Source organism: Serratia sp. CY33802, from assembly GCF_052169095.1.
In the GTDB taxonomy this organism is placed as follows: domain Bacteria; phylum Pseudomonadota; class Gammaproteobacteria; order Enterobacterales; family Enterobacteriaceae; genus Serratia; species Serratia bockelmannii.
The window spans coordinates 470,977-494,188 of sequence record NZ_JBJNLL010000001.1; the positions used below are offsets into that span (position 1 = coordinate 470,977).

A 23,212-nucleotide genomic window follows, 5' to 3' on the forward strand; every position below is an offset into this window, starting at 1 on the left:
CCTATCGAATCAAAATCCTTTTCTTTCGCTAATGCTTGTAAACCGTTCGATCTGAAACCGGTTTGCGTTGGCCGAGATCCTTTTCCGCATTATAACCCGTGCAATATCAACGAATAGCATTTTGCGATTATGTTCTTCATTTTGTGAGCCATGTTGCGCTTAAACCCGGTGCGGCGCTTGTGGTAAGCCCAGTGCCAGGCGCAGGCCAATCATGCTGAAGGTGTGAAACCGCCACGGTGATAATGCCTGCCGGCAGGGGCGTGCATGGCCTGACTCCGCTATCCCTTGAAGAGTTTGCCAGACTGACAACATGCCCAACATCTCCAGGGTAGCGTGTATTTACACGCGATTTTTCGTGCACTAATATGTGTGCACATGCACATAAAAACGGTCTCCTCTCCGCCGCGATGGGAATAGAAGGGACTGAACGCCCGGAAACTGGAGGATTTGCCATGAGTTTGCTCGATTGCGCACTGGATTTTCGTCACTTCATTGAGGAGTTGCGTCGCAGAAACGATTTGGTCGACGTGCATCAGCAAGTTTCCGCCGACCTGGAGATAGCGGCTGTCTGCCGCCGGGTCTATGAGCAACGGCTTTCGGCTCCGCTATTTCATCATGTGGCGGGCGCGATGCCGGGGGCTCGCATTCTCGGCGCGCCGGCCGGCATGCTCGCTTCTGCGGAACATGCCTATTCTCGCCTCGCCCTCCATTTTGGCCTACCGCCAGAGAGCTCCCCGCGAGATATCGTGGCGGCGATTCGCCGGGCGGTGAAGGCGGAACCGCTTGCCCCCGATTATTGTTCGACCGGCCCGGTGAAAGAGAATATTTGGCGAGGTGACGAGGTTGATCTGGCACGCTTCCCGGTGCCTCTGCTGCATGAACGGGATGGCGGGCGCTATTTTGGCACCTACGGGTTCCATGTCGTGCAATCCCCGGACGGGAAGTGGCACAGCTGGGGCATCGGCAGGCTCATGATGCTCGATCGCAATCGTCTCACCGGCCCGGCAATCCCCACCCAGCACATCGGCATGATCCGTGAAATGTGGCGTCGGGAAGGGAAACCTACGCCGTGGGCGATGGTGCTCGGGGCGCCGCCTGCCGCGGTGGCGGTCGCGGGGATGCCGTTGCCGGCCGGCGTCAGTGAGCCTGACTATGTCGGCGCGTTGCTCGGTAAAAGTGTCACGCTCACCCAAGCGGAAACCAACGATCTCTGGGTGCCGGCCAATGCGGAAATTGTGCTGGAAGGTGAAATCAGCCTGACGGAGACGGCGCTGGAAGGGCCGATGGGGGAGTATCACGGCTATCAACACCAGCAGGGCCATGAACAGCCGGTGTTCCATGTGCGTGCGGTGACGTTTCGCGATGACCCCATTTTGCCGATTTGCGTCGCCGGCACGCCGCCGGAAGAAAATCATACGATCTGGGGCACCATGATATCGGCCCAACTGCTGGAAACCCTGGAGAGCGCGGCATTGCCCGTCGACTTTGTCTGGTGTTCCTATGAGGCGGCGACCTGTTGGGCGGTGGTCTCCGTCGATATCGAAAAACTGGCCGGAATGAATACCACCGCGGCGGATTTTGCCGGCAAGGTGGCGGAAGTAGTCTTCGGTTCGCATGCGGGCTACTTGATCCCCAAACTGATTTTGGTCGGCAATGACATTGATATTGTCGATATCAATCAGGTGGTTTGGGCGTTGGCTACGCGCTCACATCCGGCGCGCGATCATTTTATTTTCCCGGACGTACGCGAGTTCCCGATGGTGCCGTACCTGTCGGAAGAAGACAAGGCGCGCGGCAGCGGCGGCAAAGCCATCATCAACTGCCTGTTCCCCGAGCAGTTCAGCGGCGTAACACGTGCGGGTACCGCCTCTTTCAGGCACTCGTATCCGGAACAGGTCAGGGTAAAAGTCGAGGCTAATTGGAAACAGTATGGGTTCTGAAAAAAAAGACAGGCATAGCGGCCGACAGGGAATGGGATTGCCCGACGGTGCGCTTTACAGGATGACGGAGGTGGTGCGTCACCGCGAAAAACGGCTGTCTGCGTTACTCGCATTGCAAGGGCTCAGCCTCCATGAGTGGCGCGCGTTGCGTATTCTCTACAGTTTTCCGGGCGACGTGGCCATGAGCGAGGTGATAGCGCATTCGCAGACCGATCGCACCGCGCTAGGCCGTACGATCACCCAACTGGTTAATCGGGGGTGGGTCGCGCGTTTCCCCGATCCGGAAGATAAGCGCGCGGTATATCTGCGCGTCATGCCGGCGTCTCGCCCCATTTTTGACCAGGCGAGGCAATGGGTGGCGGATTATGACGCCCAGCTGATGGCCTGCCTGGATGACGCGGGGCTCAGTGCCCTGGATGACGCTTTGCAACGCATGATGTTGTTTATCGATACCCCTTAGCTATTCCGGTCCCAGTTGCGGAGAAAACGCTCGGTGGCGGGGGCGCCGTTTTATCCCGCTTGACCGCATTCTGCTGCACGATGCGGTGTTGTACTGTTGACCGCAGGTAAGGTAATTTGCTGATGGCAATGATGACTGACGCGGGGGCAACGGACATGAACGAAAGAATCGACTACCACATCGAGAAATACCATTTCGCGCCGCTGGATGAAGCCCCGCGGCTCGCGCACCAGTGGAGCGAGGTGTTGAACGAGTGCCGCGAGACGCAGGCCGGGGCGGAAGAGCGTCTGCGCATTGCGCTGCTCAATGTAGACTACGTGACCAGTTTCGAATTGCCGTTTCGCTTATTGCTGGTGCGGGCGCCGCAGCTGATTGCCGGCCTGCGCGATGAGTTGTCGATCAGTCAAAAAAATGTGGTGTTCAACGGCAAGCGCTTTGGCTGTGTCTACAGCCTGAAAAGCGATTTGAGCGGCGTGCCGGAGGCTTTCCAATACGGCCTGTCGACCCGTATTCACCGAACATCTGCGTCGGGCGTGGACGCGCAGCCTTACCGGGAAATTGCCAAAGCGCTCAAGGCGCCGCGTGAGCGGCTTAAGCTGGCGCTGGAGCAAGGGTTGCCGGTGACGGCGCTGGATGGCTTGTTTTGGTTCGGCATCCAGCGCATTGCTGCCGAGGTGCGCAGGCTAAGAAAAACTGGCATGGCGATCGTGACGGCGGAAACGGAGATCTTCGACACCCTGACCGGCACGACGCGCAAGGTCCCAGTGTACCGCCTGGCCGAGAGTTGATGACTGGTTGGTTACTTGTTCAGAAGTTAAATACTTTATTTCGCATTTATTTATGCGATGCAAAGCCAATAAGCTTGGCGATAAAAATATCAAAGCTGATGTTGTAGCCGTTATTTAACTACATGTGGTTGGTGGCTGGTTAATAATTTATTTGGTTTTTTTTACGTTTTGGTTAAACACCTTTTATTCTATTTTTATATAAATCTATTCAACGTTTTAAGTGCGGATTTATCAAAGAGTATGCATTGGTGAGTATATTTTCTCAATTCTGGTATGGGTTTTTTATTCAAGGGGAATGGACATAATAAACGTTTGCTGCCAAAACTATATAGACTAAACGCTATAATTCGATAGCTGTTTTTGTTGATGTTGTCAATATTCCATTCTACTTTGTCAAGGTTGGAGGTGTTATAGCTACTTTGAGATACTTGATAATATCTGGGTTGAAGGTCAATTAACCGGGCAATGCTCATAGCCCTATGAGAAACATGATTAATTAATGATGGCGCGAATAAAATGATCAACATTGTGACGGTGCTTATACCAAGAGAGATTCGTTTCATTTTAATGGCAGTGCTATTGCTTTCGGAATAAAGATAGATCAGTCCAGGTGTAAGAGACAGGAACATAATGGAAAGCCACAGTAATATCAGTAAGAAGGGGGCGCTATCTTGATTGTCGGCATATATCAGTAGTAATGAAGACGTAGAACAGGCGGCTGATATAAATAAAGAACTTCCCGTGATAAACAAGCTTGTCCAAAATCCAGTGGTGAGATAAGGATTTTTTTTCAATAACAACCAAGTTAAAAGTAACGATGATATGGCACCTGGAGCTAGCCAGAGCGCAGAGTTATTTGATGTCCAGGAGTTTAACAAAGATAGGGCGAGTAAAATCATATTTACTACTGTAATAGCTAAAATATACCAGACTGATTTTTTTTCTGTTATTATTGCTTATGACCAATCCTAATCTGCCTTGTACAAGAAAGATAGAGGGGGCGAAAATCAAGAAAGTAAAAGCCATCAAAGAGAGTGTTGCAGTGAAAAGTATTAATATCGTTTGTGGGGTTGCCTCAATAGATTCACCAAATATATCAGGTCTGCCAATGTACCGGGTGTAAGTCCACAAGGTTAGGAAGCATAGTAGAATTGATATCGGTGACAAGATACCTATAATCCATCCATAGTTTTTCTTTATTATGTTAATTAGTTTTTCGAATGAATTCTCTGGGCCTGTCTCCATCAGACTATCTCCTATATTTAGTGGGTAAAGTGACTCTATTGATCGGCTCGTAATTGGTTGATAACTCTATCTTCCCACTCCATCACTGATTTAACACTGACGACAATCAATTCGATGATGGATTCTCGCGGACCATTTCTCCACTCAGAACTATTATAGAACTCTTCTTGGGCGGATTTGAGATGCTCCAAACTGTCATAAGCGCGTATTAAATAATAAGAATCAGTAGCGTGTAGGGAATTCCCATAATCGATGACATCTATTCCGTAGCGTATGTGTAGCGGTATACTAATATCTTTCATGATGTTATGAAATCGTAATCCACTATTAGGTTTTAAAGTATATAAAATTATCTCAATAATCTTCATATTCCCTCCTTGGGTTTTAAATAATAATGCCATACTGAGTACTGTATTTACAAACAGTATTTTCGCTGTACAGGTACAGATGCTTAGGTGTCATGGTAGTTTTAGCTGCTGTCCCCGCGACCCAAATCGCGGTAAAATGCAGCAGTTCACCTTATCGCACGTCATCAGGCCGTCGTACTCGCTATGAAAATGCGCAAACCCCGTCGTCCGCCCGGGCGGTGGATTTATTACATCCTGCATGAAGACATGCTGTGGCCCTGCCCGGTCAAATGGGAGTGGGAGAGCGGCTATAACGCCTGGCTGCCGTTTTATTATTCCCCTACGCTGGAATTCGTCGCCGGCAACCCCGCTCGCGCCACCAAGGTCAGCAGCGGCCGGCGCTAAGCGCGCTGCCCGCCTTGCCGCCCGGCATCCGCTCACCTAAGATAATTGCATCACCCACAGGTTTCCGGGAGCGCCCATGTCTACTCTGTTTCGCACGTTTCTTTGCGGCGCGGTGGCGTTGCTGCTGCTTGCGGGTTGTCAGCAGACGGCGCATCGACCGGCGCCGCCGCTGCTGGCGCAATTGGATCACATCGCTCTGATGCTGGCCGGCGGGCATTTCCTGCGCGTGGACTGCGGGCGCAGCGACGTGCCGGACGACGTGAAATTGCAACGCACCGCGATGCGTGCGGCGCAGCATCGCGGCTGGGATACGCATGCGGTAGGGTATCGACAGTTGCCGACGCTCACCCAGGCGCGTTACCTGACTCTGCAGCAGGACAATCAGCTGCTGACGGACAAATGCGCCACGCTCAGCCGCAGTACCGCGCGTTTTATCGCGGCGGCGCAGGCCGATCAGGAAGACTACATGGAGTAGCGTTGGGTAAGCCTGTCGGGCGCTCGTTACGGGCGCCTAAAAATTCTTTGCAGGATAACGATTTATCGATCATCATTTGAAATGATGTTTCACTTTTATCCATCGAGCCCACCTTGAATCTGTATGCCGCACTGCGTCAGCGCGTGGAAAATACGCCCTGGTACGCCAAACGGAAAAGCTACCGCGTGCTGTTCTGGCGCGAGATCACGCCGCTGGCGGTGCCGATCTTTCTGGAGAATGCCTGCGTTTTGCTGATGGGGGTGCTGAGCACCTTTCTGGTGAGCTGGCTCGGCAAAGAGGCGATGGCCGGGGTGGGGCTGGCGGACAGCTTCAACATGGTGATCATTGCCTTTTTTGCCGCGGTGGATCTCGGCACCACCGTGGTGGTGGCCTTCAGCCTCGGCAAGCGCGATCGCCGGCGTGCGCGGGCGGCGGCGCGTCAGTCGCTGGTCTTGATGACCGGCGTGGCGGTGCTGTTGGCGGCGGGCATTCACCTGGCGGGCGAATCGATCATCGATGTGATCGCCGGCGCGGCGTCGCCGGAGGTGAAAGCGCTGGCGCTCTCTTACCTGCAGACCACGGTGTGGAGCTACCCGGCGGCGGCGATTGCGCTGATCGGCAGCGGCGCGTTGCGCGGCGCGGGTAATACCAAGATCCCGCTGCTGATCAATGGTGGCATGAATATCCTCAATATCATCATCAGCAGCATCCTGATTTACGGCATGCTCGGCTGGCACGGGCTGGGCTTTGTCGGCGCCGGGCTGGGGCTGACGATTTCCCGCTATATCGGCGCCATCGCCATCCTCTATGTGCTGGCGATCGGCTTTAATCCGGCGCTGCACATTACGCTGAAAAGTTATTTCACGCCGCTCAAGATGAGCATCCTGTGGGAAGTGTTGGGGATCGGCATTCCCGCCAGCGTCGAATCGGTGCTGTTCAACGGCGGCAAGCTGTTGACGCAGATGTTCGTCGCCGGCATGGGCACCAACGTTATCGCCGGCAACTTCATCGCCTTCTCCATCGCTTCGTTGATTAACTTGCCGGGCAACGCATTGGGATCGGCCTCGACCATCATCGTCGGTCGGCGGCTCGGCAAGGGCGAGATCGGTCAGGCGGAGCGGCAACTGCGCCATATTTTCTGGCTATCGACCCTTGGGCTGACCGCCATCGCCTGGGGCACGGCACCGCTGGCCGGGGTATTCGCCGCGTTTTATACCTCGCAGGATGATGTGAAAACGGTGGTGAAAACCCTGATTTGGCTCAACGCCGCCTTTATGCCGATCTGGGCCGCTTCATGGGTGTTGCCTGCCGGGCTGAAAGGCGCGCGCGACGCCCGCTTTGCCATGTGGGTGACGATGCTCGGCATGTGGGGCTGCCGCGTGGTGGCTGGCTATGTGCTGGGTATCGAACTGGGCATGGGCGTGGTGGGCGTCTGGTTGGGGATGTTCTTCGATTGGGCGGTGCGCGGCGCCTTGTTCTACTGGCGCATGATCAGCGGGCGCTGGCTGTGGAAATATCCGCGGGCCAAACGCCGGGAGGCCGAGTAACGTCGGCCGCGGGGCACCGGCGAGATGGCCTCAGTATAAAAGCGTCATCGCGCTGAAGAACAACAGCGTCAACGCGATAATGATGACGTTTTGCGTGGCCTTGCGCACCAGTCTGCTGGCGCTCAGTCGGCTGTCGATGACGTAGAGCAGCGGCACCATCAGCAGCACGTAGGCGAACATCAGCATGGCGGTAAAGGGTTGCAGGTTCATTTATGCTTCTCCTGTACGTCATCATGGCCGACTAGGTGCACCAGCACCGCCTCCGTCTGATGGGCCAAGCCAATAAAGGTCGGGGCGACAGGGGGATCCGCTGCGAACGGCAGGCCGGCGCGCCGCGTGTTCACCGCCGCTTGCAGAATTTTCTTTCTATGCTTCCGAGTATGGTCGACCATGCGCCTCCGAATAAGGCCGCCCGCAGGCGGCTGATCGTAGTATTACCATTAAGCTGGAGTAGGATTGCAGGCCGCTGCCGGGGCCATGTATTCATAATATTGCGAATGATAACCATTATCAATAATGAAAGTGAAAAAATTAAGGGTATTGCGAGAGGGGTGTCAGCGGGGAGGGAAAAGAAAAAGCACGCCTTGCGGCGTGCTTTGCGAGGTACTAACGGCGGTGGTTACTTCTGATCGGGCAGGGCGTAAGCGATCACATAGTCGCCCAGCTTGGTGCCGAAGGAACCGTGGCCGCCGGCGTAGATCAGCACGTACTGCTTGCCATTGACCTCATAGGTCATCGGCGTCGCCTGGCCGCCGGCCGGCAAGCGCGCTTCCCACAGTTTTTCACCGTTGGTCACGCTGAAGGCGCGCAGGTAGTTGTCTGCGGTGGCGCCGATGAAGAACACGTTACCGGCGGTGGTTACCGGGCCGCCCAGCATCGGCATGCCCATTTTGAACGGCAGTGGCAGCGGTGAGCTGTCGCGCACGGTGCCGATGCGTTTTTTCCACACGATGTCGTTGGTTTTCAGATCCACGGCGGAAATGTAACCCCAGGCCGGCTGTTTGCACGGCAGGCCGAACGGTGACAGGAACGGGTTCAGGGTAACGCCGAACGGCACGCCATATTGCGGCTGTACGCCGGACTCGGTGCCGCTGCCGCCTTTGTCGCCTTCCGGCGGCTCAATCGGGTTGCCTGGGCCGCGCGGGATCAGTTTGGAGACGAACGGCAGCGCGATCGGGTTGGCGATGGCGATTTCGCGATCGGTATCGACGGCCAGGCCGCCCCACTCGAACATGCCCAGGTTACCCGGGAACACCAGCGTGCCCTGCTCGGAAGGCGGGGTGAAGGTGCCTTCATAGCGCAGGCTGTGGAACATCACGCGGCAGACCAGCTGGTCATAGATGGTCGCGCCCCACATGTCCGCACCGGTCAGCTTCTTCTCAGGACGGAAGGTCAGCTCGGAGAACGGCTGGGTCGGTGACAGGCGGTCGCCTTTGGCCGGGCCCTGAGGTACAGGTTTCTCCGGCGCCGGCACCACCAGCTCGCCGTTGGTGCGGTTCAGCACGAAGATGTTGCCGGTTTTGGTCGGCACATAGATCACCGGCACTTTTTTACCGCTCTTGTCGGTAATGTCCGCCAGGGTCGGCTGCGCCGGCACGTCCATATCCCACAGGTCGTGGTGGACCGTCTGATAGAACCAGGCCAGTTTGCCGGTGGAGGCGTTCAGCGCCAGCAGGCCGCTGGCGTAGCGCTCCATTTCCGGGGTGCGGTTGCCGCCCCAGATGTCCGGCGTGGCGACGCCCATCGGCAGATAGACGATATCCAGCTTGGCGTCATAGGCGGCCGGCGCCCAAGAGTTCGGCGAGTTCGGCACGAAATGGTGCTCGTCCGCCGGGATGGCGTTCGGATCTTTCGCGCCCGGATCGAAGGCCCACAGCAGCTTGCCGCTGTTGATGTCGAAGCCGCGGATCACGCCGGAAGGCTCACGGTTGGAGTAGTTGTCGGTCACGGCACCGGCAACGACGATCACGTTATCGGTGATCACCGGCGGCGAGGTCGGCTCGTAGTGGCCCGGCGTCGCATACGGCATGTTGCTCTGCAGGTTCAGCTCGCCGTTGTTGGCGAAGTCCGGGCACGGTTTGCCGGTTTCGGCGTCCAGCGCGAACAGGCGGCCGTCGTTGACCGGCAGAATGATGCGGCGTGCGCACATCGCCGGTGCGGCATCGCCGGCGGCGCCCGCGGCTGCAGCGGTTTCGTGGTAAGACACGCCGCGGCAGGTGATGTGCTGGAAGGTCGGGTTGTACTTCAGCTGCGGATCAAATTTCCACTTTTCTTTACCGGTGGCGGCATCCAGCGCGAACAGCTTCTGGTGCGGCGTACACATGTAAAGGGTATCGCGGATCTTGATCGGCGTGACTTCGTTGGTGATCTCACCCGGATCGTTGGCGGTCTTCAGATCGCCGGTCTGGAAACGCCAGGCTTCTTGCAGCTGGCCAACGTTTTTGTCGTTGATCTGGCTCAGCGGCGAGTAACGGGTGCCTTCCTGGGTGCGGCCATAGGCCGGCCAGTCGGCGCCGGTGGCGTCTTTCGGCTGGACCTGCGCGGCGTCAAGGGTGCCGTTGATCTCTTGCGGATCGTTGAATACGGCATAGGCCAGTGCGATGACGGTGATCGCCAGCGCCGCGCTCAGCGCACCGTAGGCGAATTTGCCGTTGGCGACCAGCTTACGGTAGATAAACGGCAGCACCAGCCACAGGCCGAAGAAGAAGGTGACGTCCAGGCGCGGCGTCAGCGCCCAGAAGTCCGGGCCGACTTCCCACAGGGCCCAAATAGTGGTGCCCAGCAGGAACACCGCGTACAGCAGCAGCGCGGTGGCGCGGCGGCGGAACAGCAGCCAGGAGGTCGCCAGCAGCACCAGCCCGGCGATGATGTAATACAGCGAACCGCCCAACTTGGCCAGCCAGATGCCGCCGCCGAGCAGATAAAGCCCGCTCAGCGCGGCAAACAGCGCCGTTATGACGATAAGCGGCGATAGTGACGCTTTATTTTGCATAGCAATACCCTTACCAAAAATGAAAGTCCCCGATTTAGAGATTAAGCCAAATCGGAAAAAACACGCGGTTTCTCCCTATTATTTCAGCGGGAAGCCGCTAGGGTGACGTAAAACCCATCCCGTCTTTTAACCTTAAGGTGCTTTGCCTTATTCAAAGCGGTAAGACAAGGTGGCGCCGCCACCCCAGTTGCGACCCGGCGCCGGCTCGAAATAGCGGCCATTGCCTTCGTTGACGATCACCGAACCGACGTAACGGCGGTCGAAAATATTGTCCACCCGGCTGAACACGTCCAGCGCCCAGCGGTTCCAGGTAAAGCGATAACCGGCGTTTACGCCGGCCACGGTGTAAGAGGGGGCCTGCGCGCTGTTGGCGTCGTTGGCCTGAATGTCGCTCATGTAGCGCAGCTCCGCGCCGGCGTGCCAGCCTTCCGGCGGTGCAAAGGCCAGCGAGGCGTAGCCCATGTTGCGGGCGATGCCTGGCAGGTGATTGCCGGCGGGGGTACAGCCGGATTTACCGCACATTTCGCTGCGGTAGGTGGCGTCCAGCAGCGTCCAGGCCATATGCAGGCGCCAGTCCAGTGCGAACTCTTGATCCAGCGCCAGCTCCAGGCCGCGCCGCCGGGTTTTGCCGGCGTTGGCGTAGCTGGTGCGTCCGCCGCTGCTTTCCGCCACCACCAGCTCGTTGTCGGTATCGGTCTGGAACAGCGCAGCGCTCACCAGGCCGTTGCCGAGGCGCAGCTTGCTGCCCAGTTCGACGGTATCGCTGGTGGACGGCTGCAGGCCGATATTGAGGCCCGTCTGGCCGTCGGGGCGGTAGGAGAGTTCGTTGATGGTCGGGGTTTCAAAGCCGCGGCCGGCGGAGAGATAAACGTTCCACGCCGGGTTGATCTTGTAGTTGAGCGAGCCCATCGGCAGCCACTGGTGGTAGCGTTTGCTGCCGCTGTCGTCGCCGTTGCGCGGCGTGATGTAATAGTCGGTCGAGTCGAAGCTGACGGTGCTGTAGCGCAGGCCGGCGTCCAGCGTCCAGCGCGGCGTCAGTTGCCAGGAGGTTTGCAGGTAAGGATCCAGGTTCCAGATACGGTTCTTCTCGTTGCGCCGCTGGTCGCCTTTCTCGCCGTAGTCCACAGTGCCGTCTCGCAGAATAAAGTTTTCGAACCCCTGGCGGCGTTCGGTCATGGTTTCATAATCCAGACCGCCGATCAGTGTTACCGGTAACGATGCGAGAGTATCCTCATGCTTCCAGCGAGTGTCAATGCCCTGATATTTTCTTTCCAGCACGATCACCCCGCCGGCGTGGGTGGGGTTGAGCTGTGGCCCCATCGGGATGGACTGGTACTGCGTGGTGTGGCGCTCGCCGTGGTAGGCAGTCAGCGTCAGTTCGTCGCGCTCGCTCATCTGGCGCTGATAGCGCAGGCCGGCCTGGGTCTGATCGAGCGACTTGCGGGTGTTAAATTGATCCGCGCGCGGCGCCTGGCGCGGGTTTTCCTTCCATTCCGCTGCGGTCAGGCCGCCCGGATCGCCGGCGTCGATTGAGACGCTGTTGAACATCAGCGTCAGGGTGCTGACGCCGTCCAGCCGCACGCCGAGCTTGCCGTTGCCGAGGTTTTTCCGCGCGGCGCTGTGATCGCGGTAGCCCTGAGTGGTGAAGCGGGTGCCCGAGATGGCGTAGTTGACGTCGCCGGCCTGGGTACCGTCGCCTGTGGCGCCGGTCGCTTTCACCCCATAGCGCCAGGTATTGTCGCTGCCGAAATAGCCGCCGGCCTCCAGCGTTGGCGGCTGGGTGCCGGTCTGGGTGTCAACGTTGATCACCCCGCCCGAAGCGTTGCCGTACAGCGCGGAATAGGGGCCGCGCAGCACCTCGATGCGCTCGACGGAGTTGATGTCGATGTTGGAGGTTTGTCCCTGGCCGTCGGGCATGGTGGCGGGAATGCCGTCGACGTACATGCGCACCCCGCGCACGCCGAACATCGATCGGCTACCGAATCCGCGTATCGACAGCTGCAGATCCTGCGCATAGTTTTGCCGGTTTTGGAGCTGCAGGCCCGGCACGCTGCCGAGGTTTTCCGACAGGTTAATCTGCGGTGCGGCGTTGCGCAGGTCCTGGCCGTCGATCACGCTGACGGACACCGGCGATCCCAGCTCGGTCAATCCGGTGGGTTGCGCCATCACCACCAGGGTGTCGCTTTTCTCTTCATTATTTTCTGCCGCCAGCGCCTGACTGGCAAACATGGGATGTAGCAATAGCATTGCAGCCGGGGTAAGCACGGCGCTTTTCTTATTGGTCATGGAATAAATCTGCCACTGGTATTGAAAGGGAATTGCAAGTCGATTCAGAGTTAGCCATCTGTCGCTCCATCTACATGACGCTAAACGAAAAGGGTAAGGCATCCTGATATCAGTATAGAGTATCTCGGGCAGGAACGTTCCCGCAAAAACTCCGGTCCCAGCGACGGTTAACGGATTCATGAGCCTGGCTCATAAGCTCAAGCGTATTTCGCCCCATAGTCATGGCGGCAGTCGCGTTTTACAGTCACCACACCGGAACGGCTCCGCGTCAGGCGGGGCCGGTATCAATCAGTGGGAGAGTGAAGATGCAAACACGCAAATTAGGGCGCGAAGGGCTGGAAGTCTCGGCGTTGGGGTTGGGCTGTATGGGACTGAGCTTTGGCTACGGCCCGGCCACCGACAAACGGCAGGCGGTCGATCTGATCCGTGCCGCGGTTGACGAGGGCGTGACGTTCTTCGATACCGCCGAGATTTATGGTCCGTTCACCAACGAGGAATTGTTGGGCGAAGCGCTGGCGCCGGTGCGCGACCGGGTCGTCATCGCCACCAAGTTCGGTTTCGATCTGCCGCAGCCGGCGGGGCAACAGGTGTTGAACAGCCGTCCGGAGCATATTCGCCAGGCGGTGGAAGGCTCGTTGAAGCGCCTGCGGATAGAGACGATCGATTTGCTGTATCAGCACCGTGTCGATCCTGAGGTGCCTATCGAGGAGGTGGCCGGTACGGTGCAGCAACTGATTCGCGAAGGGAAAGTGAAGTATTTCGGCCTGTCGGAAGCCGGCGCGCAAACCATTCGGCGAGCTCACGCGGTGCAGCCGGTCACGGCGCTGCAAAGCGAATATTCGCTGTGGTGGCGCGAGCCGGAGCGTGAAATCTTGCCGACGCTGGCAGAGCTGGGCATCGGTCTGGTGCCGTTCAGCCCGCTCGGCAAAGGCTTTCTCACCGGCGCCATTACCGAGGACACCCCCTTTGACAGCGGCGATTTTCGCAACCTGGTGCCGCGCTTCAGCGCCGAAGCGCGCCGGGCCAATCAGGCGGTGGTGAGCGTGCTGGGGCAGATAGCGCAGCGCAAAGGCGTGACGCCGGCGCAGATCGCCCTGGCCTGGCTGCTGGCCCAGCAGCCGTGGATCGTGCCGATCCCGGCAACCACCAAGCGTCACCGGCTGGAAGAAAACCTTGCGGCGGCGTCGGTGGTGTTGGCGGCGGACGAACTGGGCGCGATCGAGCGTGCGCTCTCCGCTATCGACGTGATCGGCGATCGTTACCCGGCGTATCTGCAGAAGAACGTCGGGCGTTAAGCCCCGCGTCGCAGCGCCTCAATCAGCAGCGCAAAGGCGGTAGTGTGTTGCCTGCGGCTTGGATAATAGAGGTAATAACCGGGAAACGGCGGGCACCAGTCGTCCAGCGCCATCAGCAACCGACCGTCGGCCAGCGGCTCGGCGACGGTATCTTCCGGCACAAAGGCGATGCCGAGGCCGAGCTGCGCGGCGTCGATTCGCTGGCGCAGGCTGTTGAAGGTCAGTTGCCCCTCCACCCGCACTTTAATCTCCCGGCCATCGCGGGCAAATTCCCAGGCGTACAGCCCGCCGAGGGTGGGCAGGCGCATGTTGATGCAGCGATGGTTTTGCAGCGCTTGCGGCGTAGCGGGGAGGCCGTAACGGGCGAAATAGTCAGGGGAGGCGACGGGCACCATGCGCATGTCCGGCCCGATGCGCACCGCGACCATGTCCTTCGCCACCTGTTCCCCCAGCCGGATTCCGGCGTCGAATCGCCCGGCGACGATGTCGGTCAGGCTGTTGTCGACGGTGATTTCCACGTTGATATCCGGGTAATCGACGAGAAAAGTGCGCAGCACCGGCCACAGTACTGCATCCACCGCGTGTTCGCCGGCGGTGATGCGGATGTTGCCGGCGGGCCGATCGCGCATTTCACCCAGCGCGTTCAGCTCGCTTTCAATCTCCGCCAAGCGCGGGCCAATGCTGTTGAGCAGCCGCTCACCGGCCTCGGTGGGGGCGACGCTGCGAGTGGTGCGCGTGAGCAAGCGCAGCGCCAGGCGTTCTTCCAGGCCGCGAATAGCGTGGCTGAGTGCCGATTGGGAAACCCCAAGCTGCGCCGCCGCTTTGGTGAAGCTGCGCTCCCTGGCCACCATCAGGAAAGCGATCAGATCGTTAAAGTTTTCTTTCAACATACCGGCACCGGAGAGCAAAGTTGGGGCGCTGCCGCGCGTAGATTTATGAATTGAGCTCATAGCTCCTTGCGCATTTTACCCGCTAGTCACCGGAAAAGCATGGCGCTATCTTGGCATCGCTGACTTATAACTATCAGCGTCGGTTGGAAAGCCGACGTGGAGGACACGACAGATGAAAATACAACGCAGCGGTTCTATCCCATCACAGTGCGGTTCGGCGGATTACTTTACCGGGCAGGTACGCATCGATGCCCCCTTCGCCGGTGACGCGCCGGCCAGGGTGGGCGGCGCGACCGTCACCTTCGAACCCGGCGCCCGCACGGCCTGGCATACGCATCCGCTCGGCCAGACGCTGATCGTCACTCAGGGGCGCGGGTGCATCCAGATGTGGGGCGAGAAGACGCAGGAGATGCATCCCGGCGATATCGTTTGGATACCGGCCGACGTCAAACACTGGCACGGTGCGACATCGGACACCGCCATGACCCATATCGCCATCGCCGAAGCGGTGGACGGCAGCCCGGTGACCTGGCTTGAGCCGGTCAGCGAGGCGGAATATCGGCCATAACGCCGATCAGGCCGAGGGGCTCTGTTCGCAAAACCGCAGCCGGTTGCCGAACGGATCGGTGAGGTTCAGCTCTTTGCCCCAGTCGACAATCTCCAGGCCCGGCCGGGCATAGCGATAGTTTTTGGCCGTGAGCTCCCGGTGCAGCGCGTCGATATCGTGCACCGGGATGAAAATGGCGGCGCCGGGCGTGCTGTCGCCGTAGTGTTCGCTCAGGTGCAGCGTCAGCCCGGTGCGGGTCATCTGCATGTACAGCGGTAGGTCTTCGCTGAAGCGGTGCTCCCACGCCAGCGTGAAACCGAGAAAATCCAGATAAAACTCTTTGGCCTTGTCGACGGAAAAGATACGCAGGATCGGAATGGCGGGGGAGAGCGTCATCATTGTTGACCTCACTGTCGCGTTAGCGGCAGCCGATATGGATATCGACCGCGTCGGGGCCGGTATAGGCTTCGAAGTCGGTCAGGAAGCGACGTTCGATTTCCGGGTGTTGCTCGAAGTAGGCCCAGATGGTTTGCCAGCCTTCGATGACCGCCGCCGGCATGGCGCCTCGGGCCTGGAACACCAGATAGCGGCCAGGTTGGATGTGCAAACCGCTCTGTGCCTCACTGCCGGCGGTGACATCAAACGGCCCGCTGGCGTCGGAGGCGTAGTTGGAGTAGACCCCGTAAACCGGCATGGCGGGCGAGGTGGCGAAAAAGTCTGACCACAGCGCGGGGATTTTAGCCGTCTCGGGCTGGGTTTCGTCCTGATTGGTGGTTCTGATTGTCTGGCCGGCGACGTAAAAATCGGGCAGGTGTACCGAGAGGGGCTGCATAGAGGCAATTCCTTTTAACCGCTGAAAAGATGCCTAAAGGTAGCAAAAGCTCCCCAAAACCGCCAGACAGGGCCCCCGCAGGCGCGGGGGGCCATCACATCAGGCGCCCAAACCGCCGAGGCACAGGTATTTGATTTCGAGATAGTCCTCGATGCCGTATTTTGAGCCTTCGCGGCCCAAACCGGAGTGCTTCATGCCGCCGAACGGCGCCACTTCGGTGGAAATCAGCCCTTCGTTGATGCCGACAATGCCGTACTCCAGCGCTTCGGCCACGCGCATCACCCGGCCGATGTCGCGGCTGTAGAAGTAAGCGGCCAGGCCGAACGGCGTGTCGTTGGCCAGTTCGACGGCGTCGGCCTCCTGGCTGAAGCGGATCAAGGGCGCCACCGGGCCGAACGTCTCCTCACGGAAGATTTTCGCCGTGCGCGGCACATCGGTCAGGATAGTCGGGGTGAAGAAATTGCCGCCCAGCGCGTCAGGCTTGCCGCCCAACAGCACCGAGGCGCCGTGCTCGACGGCGTCGGCGATATGCTCGCGCACTTTCTCCACCGCGTCCGAGTTAATCAACGGGCCGATGGTGACGCCATCATCCAGGCCGTTGCCGACTTTCAGCTTGGCGACGGCGGCTTTCAGCTTGGCGGCGAACGCATCGTATACGCCGTCCTGCACCAGAAAACGGTTGGTACAGACGCAGGTCTGGCCGGCGTTGCGGTATTTTGAGGCGACCGCGCCGGCTACGGCGGCGTCCAGATCGGCGTCATCAAACACGATAAACGGCGCGTTGCCGCCCAGCTCCATACTGGTTTTCTTGATGGTGGGCGCACACTGGGCCAGCAGCTGCGCGCCGACTTCGGTGCTGCCGGTGAAGGAGAGTTTGCGCACGTCCGGGTTGGCGGTGAGTTCGCCGCCGATGCCTTTGCTGGGGCCTGTTATCACGTTGCATACCCCGGCTGGCAGCCCGGCGCGCTCCGCCAGCACGGCGATCGCCAGCGCCGAGAACGGGGTCTGGCTGGCGGGGCGGATCACCCCGGTGCAGCCGGCGGCCCAGCCGGGGCCGGCTTTGCGGGTGATCATCGCCGCCGGGAAGTTCCACGGGGTGATGGCCGCGAACACGCCGATCGGCTCTTTTTGCACGATGATGCGGCGACCGGCCTGCGGCTGTGGAATGGTGTCGCCATATACCCGTTTGCCTTCTTCGGCGAACCATTCGATAAAGGAGGCGGCATAGGCGATTTCACCGCGGCTTTCGGCCAGCGGTTTGCCCTGTTCCGCCGTCATGATGCGCGCCAGATCTTCCTGATTTTCCATCATCAATTCAAACAGCCGCCGCAGCTTGCCGGCGCGCTCTTTGGCGGTCAGCGCGCGCCAGGCGGGCAGCGCTTTTCTGGCGGCGGCGATGGCGCGAGCGGTTTCTTCGGCGCCGAAGGCCGGTACGTGGCCGACCCGTTCTCCGTTGGCGGGGTTATGAATGGCGATCGAACGGCCTTCCTGGGCCGGCAACCATTGCCCGTCGATGTAGTTGGCCTCGCGGAACAGCGTGGGATCCTTGAGGGTAGCGCAGATGCTGGTGCTCATGAGTCTCTTCCTTCTTTCCTGAGTTCAACAGAGTGGTCTATCCCATACGGCTACCCTTTACCCTAGCAAATTTTGCCGCCGCCGTTTGCCCGCGCGGCAACAAGATGGTCGTTTTCTTTATGCGCACCTTCTGTACAAAAAATATCCTCCGTCGGGCCGATACTGAAAGAGCAGGCATATGACCCTTTTCGATGTAATTAAAAGGAGTGTGCGAATGATGAAATCAGTGGACAGACATCTCGCGGCCTACGGCAGCGAAATGGATTTTTTGGCGTCGAGCATCGCTCTGATGGAATGGCAAGGGCGGCAGATTGACGCCGGGCAGGTGGCCGGCAATATGTCGGAGCAGCAAAGCCGCCTGTTCTTTGCGCGGTTGAATTATTTTCGTCAGCTTTATCAGGCCGCATCGGCGGCCGAACACAGCCTGTAATTTCCGATCCAGCCCCGCCGCAGCGGGGCTTTTCATTTCAGCGGTGCCACACCCCGGTCGCCAGCGTTGCCGGCGAATACTCCAGATTTCGTCCCCGCCACGGCAGCGCTGCCGCAAAACGCCAGGCGCGGCGCACGTCAAACCGCCAATAGCGTTCTGCGCCTTCAACGGCGGGATGCCCCTCCGTTTGCCAGAGGATCTGCGTTTCCCCCTGCAGATGCAGCACGTCGCCGCGTTCAAAATCGATGAACAGCAGCGCCGCCCGCGGTTCGGCCAGCAGATTGCCCAGCGTGTTCATGTAGCGGTTGCCGCGAAAATCCGGCATCCACAGCGTGTCGCCTTCCAGATGGATAAAGCCGGGGCGGCCGCCGCGATGGGAAATATCCACGCCGCCCTGCGCCAGTGCCAGGTGCGCGCCGCTGGCGACGAAGCAGGTGTCCGCGGCGCGGATCAGCGCCTGCGCCGCCGCATCCAGCGAGGCTAAATGCTCAACCGGCTGCGGCCGGCTGTCCACCGGGTAAAGTTCTCGGCGCTGAATGTACTGCGGGCAGTTGCCGAAGCTTTGCTGAACGAGGATTTCCACCCGGTTTTTGTCGGTGCGGCTGACGGCGCCGTTGGCGCGGTTGCGCCGCCGGTTGCTGAAATCCAGCCCCAGCGCGCCGACCGGCTTGCCGGGCAGCAACAGCGCCTGGGCGGGATCGTCGCTGCGGCGCGGCGCGCTGATGCGTAAATGCGTGTCGTCCGGCGTGCGTAAAAATCCGGGCGGGCCGGTAAACAGGGTGGCGATGGGCCAGCCTTGTTCATCCAGCGTGGCGACGAACAGGTAGGGCAGCGCGGCGAAAAACGCGCGGTGCTGATCCGGCATCGTGGGGTAGATGCCGCCGCCTACGCCGCCAAACCCGGCCAGCGTCTGTGCGCGCAGCTCATCCGGATGGAACAGTTGCGGGATCATGGCGTCAGCTCGCCGCCGGTTCCGGCAGGGCCGGCATGGCAAAGAAGCCGGGCAGTGCAACGATGCGCGCCGCCCAGCGCCGTATCGCAGGGTAAGGCGCCAACGAAATGCCGCCTTCGGCCGCGACCGCTACGTAGCTGTGGCAGGCCAGATCGGCGATGGTGGGCTGTTCGGTGGCCAGGTAGTCCCGCTCGCTCAAATGCTGTTCCATCTGCGGCAGAAAACGATCGCTGACCGCCCGCGCCGCCTGATAATCCTCCGGCACCGCGAATTGGGCGATCAGTCGGCAAGAGGCCGGGCCGTAGCGAACTTCACCGGCGGCTTTGGAAAGCCAGGCCTGCACCCGCGCGGCCGCCGCCGGCTGTTCCGGCAGCCAGTGACTGTCCGGCGCATAGCGCTTCACCAGATAGACCAGAATGGCGTTGCTGTCGGCCAGCGTCAGATCGCCATCCTGTAAGACCGGGATCTGGCCGAACGGATTGAGCCGGCGGAAGGCTGCGCTCTGCCGTACGTCCGCCGAGGCTTCGACCCATGCATAGGGCAGCGCCAGCATACGCAGTAGCAACGCCACGCGATGAACGTGGCCGGAAAGCGGGGTGCCGTAGAGTGTGATGGTGGACATGGCGTTTCTCCTCAGTGCTTTTTGTCAGCATACTCTTGCGTTGAACGAGCGAAATCCGGCAATGTGGAAATTGATAATTTCACTTTTCGGAAGAATCTATGGATCGGTTAGACGAGTTGGCGATCTTCGTGGCGGTGGTGCAGCAAGGCAGCCTGGCGGCGGCCGGGCGCAAACTGCGGCGTTCGGCGCCGGCGATCACCCGGGCGATCGCCGCGCTGGAACAGCGTTTCGGCACCCGATTGGTGGAGCGAACGACCCGGCGGCTGGCGCCCACCGAAGCGGGTATGCGGCTGTTGGAACGTGCGCAACAGCTGCTGCAGGATTATCAGGCGGTGGTGCAGGATACCGCCGAAGCGCAGCTGAGCGGCTTGCTGCGCGTTACTTCGCCGGTGCAGTTCGGCCGCCGCTACGTGGCGCCGGTGGTGATGGCGTTTCTCGATGATTACCCGCAGATGCAGATCGAAATGGTATTGAACGATCGCAATCTCGATCTGATTGACGAAGGGTTGGATATCGCGGTGCGCATCGGTCATCTGCAGGACTCTTCGCGCGTGGCGCGGCGGCTGGGGCAGGTCAGCCGGGTGACGGTCGCCAGCCCGGATTACCTGGCGCGCTGCGGTGAACCGAGCTCACCGGCGCAACTGGCGGATCATGCCACCATCGTCGGCACCCAGCGGCCGTCGCTGCGCGAATGGCGCTTCGGCCCGCAGGAAAACGGCGAGCGCGTGCGATTGGCTCCCCGGCTGTTGCTCAACGACGTGGAAGCGCAACTGCTGGCGGTGCGCGCCGGCAAGGGCGTCGCCCGGTTGCTCTCGTATCAGGTGGCGGACGATTTGGCCGCCGGTACGCTGGTGCGGCTGTTGACGGATCACGAGCCGTTGCCTATGCCGGTACAGCTGGTGGCGCAGCAGGCGCAGCACATGCCGCTGAAGGTGCGCGCCTTTTGGGATTATGCATTTGAACGGCTCAGCGCCTTGCCGCAAATTCATCCGGGTGTGCGGGGGAAATAAGCGCAAAAAGTTTCATGGGTTAAACTTTTTCATTATTCATCAGGTTTTATTTTACCGGGCGCGCATTGCTGATGCGCCCGTCTTGACAATAATGTTGCCGGTGCTAATAGTTAATTCACATCTTAAATAATAAACGAAGTTTAATATATGAAACCACTTGCGGGGAGTTATGACAACGGCGCCACGGTGGATAATGAAGCGGCTATTTTGACTTCATTTCAAACCCGCAGTGCGGCTGTTTATAAACAGACGCGCCATGAAAACAATATTGCTTATGGCAACGGCGAACGCGAAACATTGGATTGGCTCTATTCTGCAAAGCAGCATCAGGGGACGTTAATTTTTATTCACGGCGGCTATTGGCAATTCTGCGATAAGGCAGATTTCGCCTTTATCGCCGCCGGGCCGTTGGCGTTGGGTTTTGACGTGGTGTTGGTGGAATATGCGCTCGCGCCGGCGGTGGATCTCGACGAAATATGCCGGCAGATCGGTATGGCGTTGAATGCCATTCAGCGCCGCCTGCCGCCGCACTATGCCTATCCGGTGCATCTGTGTGGCCATTCCGCCGGCGGCCATCTGGCGGCGTTTTGGCAGCAGCATGCGTTGGTGGATGCGGTCTTTCCCATCAGCGGCCTGTTCGAGCTGGCGCCGCTGCAACAAAGCTATGTCAATCGGGCGCTGCAGCTGACTGCGCGGCAAATTGAAACGCTCAGCCCGGCGCGCCACCTGCCGACGCGCGGCAAGCCGCTTACGCTGTATTACGGCGCATTGGAGCTGCCGGAACTGAGAGGCCAGTCGCAACACTATCATGCGGCGCTGCGCCAACGCGGGTTGTCGGCAGAACTGGTCGCGGTGCCCGGCGCCAATCATTTCACCATTCTGGATGCGTTGTTCGCCGCCGACGGCGCGCTGCTTCGCCAACTTAACCACCACGGGAACCACTGACATGCGCGAGATCGTAGATACCGGGCTGCCGGAGATCGGCCAGCCTTTTTCCTGGGCCACCCGGGGCGGCGGCATGCTGTTTACCGCTCACGGCCCGGTGCGGGCGGACGGCAGCATCGACACCGGCGCGCCGGAGCGACAGATTACGCTGACCTTCGATAATCTGGCGCAGACGCTGAAGGCGGCGGGCAGCCACAGCGATAAGGTTCTGCAGGTGATCGTGTATCTCACCGACGTCAACGACGTTAAATGTCTCGATGATATTTACCGGAAATACTTTAATTATCCTTATCCCAATCGCTCCACGGTCATTGTCGAAAAATTGGTGGTGCCGGGAATGAAAATAGAAATTACCGTCAGCGCCATCGCCTGATTTAATTTCTTCTTAAGTTCGCCTTTATATTAATTCAATAACGAGTTAAGGATGTGTCATGTTTAAACAGATTGCACCTTCCGCGGCCGATCCTATTATGTCGCTGATGGAAGCCTATTTGCAGGACCCCAATCCGCAAAAAGTGAATTTAGGCATTGGTCTGTATTACGACCGACAGGGGAATATTCCGCTGATGCGCGCGGTTGAGGCGGCCGAACAGCGATTGTTGGCGCTGCGTCGCCCACATGGCTATCCGCCGATCGAGGGTTCGTCGCAGTTTGCTCGCCAGGTGCAGACGCTGCTGTTCGGTGAGCAACAGGCGGCCGAGATCGCCACGGTGCAGACCGTCGGCGGCTCCGGCGCGTTGAAGCTGGCGGCGGATTTTTTGCGCCACTTTCTGGCGCGCGGTGAAATTTGGGTGTCCGATCCCACCTGGGCCAATCACTGGGCGATTTTCGAAGGCGCCGGGCTGCGGGTGAATACCTATCCCTACTTTGATGAAGCGGCGGGCGGCCTGCGTTTCGCCGCCATGCTCGACGCGTTGGACAGCCTGCCGCCGGGCAGCGTGGTCCTGTTGCATCCTTGTTGCCATAACCCGACCGGCACCGATCTGACGGCGGAGCAGTGGCGCGCCACGCTCGCCGTGCTGCAGCGACGCAGCCTGCTGCCGCTGTTCGATATCGCCTATCAGGGCTTCGGCGACGGGCTGGAGGAGGACTGCTTTGCGTTGCGCGAAGCGCTGAAAACCGATCTGCCGTTTTTGGTCTGCAATTCGTTTTCCAAAAACGTCGCGCTGTACGGCCAGCGTCTGGGCGCGCTGTCGGTGCGCTGCGCCGACGCGGAAAATGCCGCCAACGTCAAAGGGGCGTTAAAAACGCTGATCCGCCGCAGCTACTCCTGCCCGCCGACGCACGGCAGCCAGATCGTGGAAACCCTGCTCGGCGACGCCGAACTTGGCGAGCTTTGGCGCAATGAGCTGGCAGAAATGCGCTCGCGCATCAAGCAAATGCGTGAACAGCTGGCCGCCGGGCTGGCGCAGGGTGGCTCTTCGCTGGATCACCGGCGTATTCGCGATCAGCGCGGCATGTTCAGCTATACCGGCCTGAACGAAGCGCAGCTGCAGACCCTGCGGCAGCGCTATGCCATCTATCTGGTCTCGCCCGGCCGCATGTGCCTGCCGGGGCTCAATCCCGGCAACATTGACTATGTGACCGCCGCCATTCTCGACGTCACCCGTACCGCCTAACTCCGCTCGG

At 59.5% G+C, this 23,212-nt stretch carries 23 protein-coding genes; 13 read left to right on the plus strand and 10 right to left on the minus strand.

The features are described from left to right. Positions 1–452 precede the first annotated feature (452 nt). The 3 genes from ACJ8HA_RS02275 (at position 453) to ACJ8HA_RS02285 (ending at position 3,188) form a co-directional block, all read left to right on the plus strand. Positions 453–1,940, plus strand: coding sequence for a UbiD family decarboxylase (locus tag ACJ8HA_RS02275; protein ID WP_442515177.1), 1,488 nt, complete (start codon positions 453–455; stop codon positions 1,938–1,940). Then, positions 1,930–2,400 carry a MarR family winged helix-turn-helix transcriptional regulator gene (locus ACJ8HA_RS02280; protein WP_025303393.1) on the plus strand — a complete coding sequence of 157 codons (471 nt, stop codon included), beginning with the start codon at positions 1,930–1,932 and terminating at the stop codon, positions 2,398–2,400. Before ACJ8HA_RS02275 ends, ACJ8HA_RS02280 begins: the two co-directional genes overlap by 11 nt. Before the next feature lie 155 nt (positions 2,401–2,555). Then, a complete protein-coding gene (locus tag ACJ8HA_RS02285; protein ID WP_060433484.1) occupies positions 2,556–3,188 on the plus strand; it encodes a helix-turn-helix domain-containing protein in 633 nt (210 codons plus the stop codon). Positions 3,189–4,468: 1,280 nt separating this feature from the next. Here the strand turns inward: ACJ8HA_RS02285 and ACJ8HA_RS02290 are convergent. Beyond that, a complete protein-coding gene (locus ACJ8HA_RS02290; RefSeq protein ID WP_060447869.1) occupies positions 4,469–4,801 on the minus strand; it encodes an NIPSNAP family protein in 333 nt (110 codons plus the stop codon). A gap of 183 nt (positions 4,802–4,984) precedes the next feature. On the opposite strand from ACJ8HA_RS02290, the gene ACJ8HA_RS02295 reads away from it, so the two are divergent. The 3 genes from ACJ8HA_RS02295 to ACJ8HA_RS02305 all read left to right on the plus strand — a co-directional run bounded on the left by ACJ8HA_RS02295 (position 4,985) and on the right by ACJ8HA_RS02305 (position 7,207). After that, entirely contained in the window at positions 4,985–5,185 is a 201-nt protein-coding gene (locus ACJ8HA_RS02295; RefSeq protein WP_016927170.1) for a hypothetical protein, read from the plus strand. A gap of 76 nt (positions 5,186–5,261) precedes the next feature. Then, entirely contained in the window at positions 5,262–5,660 is a 399-nt protein-coding gene (gene gspS, locus ACJ8HA_RS02300; RefSeq protein ID WP_442515178.1) for a type II secretion system pilot lipoprotein GspS, read from the plus strand. 113 nt (positions 5,661–5,773) lie between these two features. Then, positions 5,774–7,207 carry an EmmdR/YeeO family multidrug/toxin efflux MATE transporter gene (locus ACJ8HA_RS02305; RefSeq protein WP_025303388.1) on the plus strand — a complete coding sequence of 478 codons (1,434 nt, stop codon included), beginning with the start codon at positions 5,774–5,776 and terminating at the stop codon, positions 7,205–7,207. A 30-nt stretch (positions 7,208–7,237) separates the two neighbouring features. Here the strand turns inward: ACJ8HA_RS02305 and ACJ8HA_RS02310 are convergent, their stop codons facing one another. From ACJ8HA_RS02310 to pqqU, 3 genes are all read right to left on the minus strand, one after another. Beyond that, positions 7,238–7,417, minus strand: coding sequence for a hypothetical protein (locus ACJ8HA_RS02310; RefSeq protein WP_019453466.1), 180 nt, complete (start codon positions 7,415–7,417; stop codon positions 7,238–7,240). Positions 7,418–7,826: 409 nt separating this feature from the next. After that, the gene (locus tag ACJ8HA_RS02315) at positions 7,827–10,199 is read right to left on the minus strand and encodes a glucose/quinate/shikimate family membrane-bound PQQ-dependent dehydrogenase (RefSeq protein WP_025303386.1); all 2,373 of its coding nucleotides are present in this window, start codon (positions 10,197–10,199) and stop codon (positions 7,827–7,829) included. Between the two features lie 147 nt (positions 10,200–10,346). Further along, a complete protein-coding gene (gene pqqU, locus ACJ8HA_RS02320) occupies positions 10,347–12,485 on the minus strand; it encodes a TonB-dependent receptor PqqU (protein ID WP_436410187.1) in 2,139 nt (712 codons plus the stop codon). Between the two features lie 305 nt (positions 12,486–12,790). Here pqqU and ACJ8HA_RS02325 point away from each other — a divergent pair, with 305 nt between their 5' ends. Next, the gene (locus ACJ8HA_RS02325) at positions 12,791–13,780 is read left to right on the plus strand and encodes an aldo/keto reductase (RefSeq protein WP_442515179.1); all 990 of its coding nucleotides are present in this window, start codon (positions 12,791–12,793) and stop codon (positions 13,778–13,780) included. On the opposite strand, the gene ACJ8HA_RS02330 is transcribed toward ACJ8HA_RS02325, so the two are convergent. Beyond that, positions 13,777–14,670, minus strand: coding sequence for a LysR family transcriptional regulator (locus ACJ8HA_RS02330; RefSeq protein ID WP_043140030.1), 894 nt, complete (start codon positions 14,668–14,670; stop codon positions 13,777–13,779). The two genes, ACJ8HA_RS02325 and ACJ8HA_RS02330, sit on opposite strands and share 4 nt — an antisense overlap. 172 nt (positions 14,671–14,842) lie before the next feature. On the opposite strand from ACJ8HA_RS02330, the gene ACJ8HA_RS02335 reads away from it, so the two are divergent. Continuing rightward, a complete protein-coding gene (locus tag ACJ8HA_RS02335; protein ID WP_442515180.1) occupies positions 14,843–15,238 on the plus strand; it encodes a (R)-mandelonitrile lyase in 396 nt (131 codons plus the stop codon). 6 nt (positions 15,239–15,244) lie between these two features. On the opposite strand, the gene ACJ8HA_RS02340 is transcribed toward ACJ8HA_RS02335, so the two are convergent. The 3 genes from ACJ8HA_RS02340 to gabD form a co-directional block, all read right to left on the minus strand. Continuing rightward, positions 15,245–15,613 (minus strand): glyoxalase superfamily protein, encoded by a 369-nt coding sequence (locus tag ACJ8HA_RS02340; protein WP_089181684.1) that lies wholly within the window; start codon positions 15,611–15,613, stop codon positions 15,245–15,247. A 22-nt stretch (positions 15,614–15,635) separates the two neighbouring features. After that, entirely contained in the window at positions 15,636–16,049 is a 414-nt protein-coding gene (locus tag ACJ8HA_RS02345) for a GyrI-like domain-containing protein (RefSeq protein WP_151429330.1), read from the minus strand. 99 nt (positions 16,050–16,148) lie between these two features. Then, positions 16,149–17,624 carry an NADP-dependent succinate-semialdehyde dehydrogenase gene (gene gabD / locus ACJ8HA_RS02350; RefSeq protein ID WP_025303379.1) on the minus strand — a complete coding sequence of 492 codons (1,476 nt, stop codon included), beginning with the start codon at positions 17,622–17,624 and terminating at the stop codon, positions 16,149–16,151. Positions 17,625–17,838: 214 nt separating this feature from the next. Between gabD and ACJ8HA_RS02355 the strand changes: the two genes are divergently transcribed. After that, positions 17,839–18,054, plus strand: a complete 216-nt coding sequence (locus ACJ8HA_RS02355; protein WP_004935234.1) for a glycogen synthase — start codon at positions 17,839–17,841, stop codon at positions 18,052–18,054. A gap of 37 nt (positions 18,055–18,091) precedes the next feature. Here the strand turns inward: ACJ8HA_RS02355 and ACJ8HA_RS02360 are convergent, their stop codons facing one another. Together ACJ8HA_RS02360 and ACJ8HA_RS02365 are read right to left on the minus strand one after the other, a co-directional pair. Beyond that, a complete protein-coding gene (locus ACJ8HA_RS02360; protein ID WP_151429329.1) occupies positions 18,092–19,006 on the minus strand; it encodes a pyridoxamine 5'-phosphate oxidase family protein in 915 nt (304 codons plus the stop codon). Positions 19,007–19,010: 4 nt separating this feature from the next. Further along, positions 19,011–19,628, minus strand: coding sequence for a glutathione S-transferase family protein (locus ACJ8HA_RS02365; protein ID WP_049203978.1), 618 nt, complete (start codon positions 19,626–19,628; stop codon positions 19,011–19,013). A 98-nt stretch (positions 19,629–19,726) separates the two neighbouring features. Between ACJ8HA_RS02365 and ACJ8HA_RS02370 the strand changes: the two genes are divergently transcribed. From ACJ8HA_RS02370 to ACJ8HA_RS02385, 4 genes are all read left to right on the plus strand, one after another. After that, a complete protein-coding gene (locus tag ACJ8HA_RS02370; RefSeq protein WP_151429328.1) occupies positions 19,727–20,638 on the plus strand; it encodes a LysR family transcriptional regulator in 912 nt (303 codons plus the stop codon). Between the two features lie 147 nt (positions 20,639–20,785). Next, entirely contained in the window at positions 20,786–21,583 is a 798-nt protein-coding gene (locus ACJ8HA_RS02375; RefSeq protein ID WP_151429327.1) for an alpha/beta hydrolase, read from the plus strand. 1 nt (position 21,584) lies between these two features. Next, positions 21,585–21,956, plus strand: coding sequence for a RidA family protein (locus ACJ8HA_RS02380; RefSeq protein ID WP_025303374.1), 372 nt, complete (start codon positions 21,585–21,587; stop codon positions 21,954–21,956). A gap of 58 nt (positions 21,957–22,014) precedes the next feature. After that, positions 22,015–23,202, plus strand: coding sequence for an amino acid aminotransferase (locus tag ACJ8HA_RS02385; protein WP_025303373.1), 1,188 nt, complete (start codon positions 22,015–22,017; stop codon positions 23,200–23,202). Positions 23,203–23,212: the final 10 nt, after the last annotated feature.